Source organism: Tessaracoccus sp. OH4464_COT-324, assembly GCF_003932855.1.
In the GTDB taxonomy this organism is placed as follows: domain Bacteria; phylum Actinomycetota; class Actinomycetes; order Propionibacteriales; family Propionibacteriaceae; genus Arachnia.
This window is the reverse complement of record NZ_RQYZ01000054.1, coordinates 1-1,161: the sequence shown is the minus strand read 5'-3', so window position 1 is coordinate 1,161 and position 1,161 is coordinate 1. Positions and strand designations below refer to the sequence as shown.

General features: G+C 68.9%; 2 protein-coding genes. Both read right to left on the bottom strand.

All coding sequences use genetic code 11. From position 1 onward, the window contains the following. Positions 1-236 (bottom strand): hypothetical protein (locus tag EII42_RS12120; protein WP_148098057.1); only part of this gene is annotated, 236 nt, incomplete at its 3' end. A 46-nt stretch (positions 237-282) separates the two neighbouring features. Beyond that, positions 283-1,161, bottom strand: an 879-nt coding sequence (locus EII42_RS12115; protein ID WP_233558395.1) for a hypothetical protein, incomplete at its 5' end; no start/stop codon positions are given.

Here is a 1,161-nt window from a genome sequence, read left to right as displayed (position 1 = left end):
GCGGCCTCCCAGAGGGAGTCGGTTGTTGTGGTGGGCAGCTCGTCGCGGTCTAGCAGGTAGTCAGAGATGCGGTAGCCGCTGCCGGTACGGGCCAGCGCGGCCACACTGGGATTGACCTCCAGACAGGCATCATCCAACGCAGCCTGGATCCGCCCGGCCACATCGCTGTCATACAGTGGCGGCAGGAAGTCCACCGCCGCATGATCGATCACGTCGCGCGGCAGGTCCTGCCGCATCCCGATCCGGCGCCAGCTCGCGGCCAGGGTGAGCAGCCCGCGCACATCACCGGTGGCTCGGCGCAGCTTCTCCGCCAGCTTCGGCGCGCCCGCCAGATGCTGGCAGCGACGCCTCCCCCACCTCGCCGGCCAACTCCGGGCAACGCTCCCGCAACCGCCCGACCTCGGTAGCACTCCACACGGCGGGCCGGACCGTCGCCGAAGCGAACCAATCCAAAGTACGCACACGCGGATCCTTGAACTCGCCGGTATCCCTGATCCGGCGCTCCTCAGCAACCCGCAACGAAGCGAACACCACCGCACCGCGCGCCCGCCACGCCTCCAACGCCACCACAAAATCGGGATCCCCGAACTCATGCAACTCATCCAGCCACAACACCACCTCCCCCGGCACACACCGAAGCGCACCAAGCCGGGCCAGCGCGTCGGCGCCACGCGGGGACAGACACCACCGCTCGGGAAACCTCTCACCGGCGATGTGCAGCAGCATCCGGGTCTTGCCCGTCATCGACTCGCCCACCACCAGCACCCGCCCGTGCTCAGCCAACAACCGGCACACCTCCGGCTCCGCATCACGCTCCACGTAAAGATCCCGAAACCGATCATCCTGCGGATTCACCCCCGCCTCCGCCACGGTGACCTCACCCATCCGCTTCGGCGGCCTACCACCCGCCAGCTCCACCAGCTTGCGTCGGCACTCCCGCTGCGCGCCCGCCGCCGCGGCCAGCAGGCCAAACACCGCCGTCAGCCCCGCATACCAGCCCTGACCCCAAACGGCCAACACGACCGCACCCAGGAAAGCCACCGCACCCAAGCCATAACCCACCCAGGCCTGCCACCACAGCCTCCGCACCCACGCCATGCCCCATCCTCCCGCACCCACCCCGCCCCCGACGGCACCCGCCCCAAAATGAGCAGCCAAACT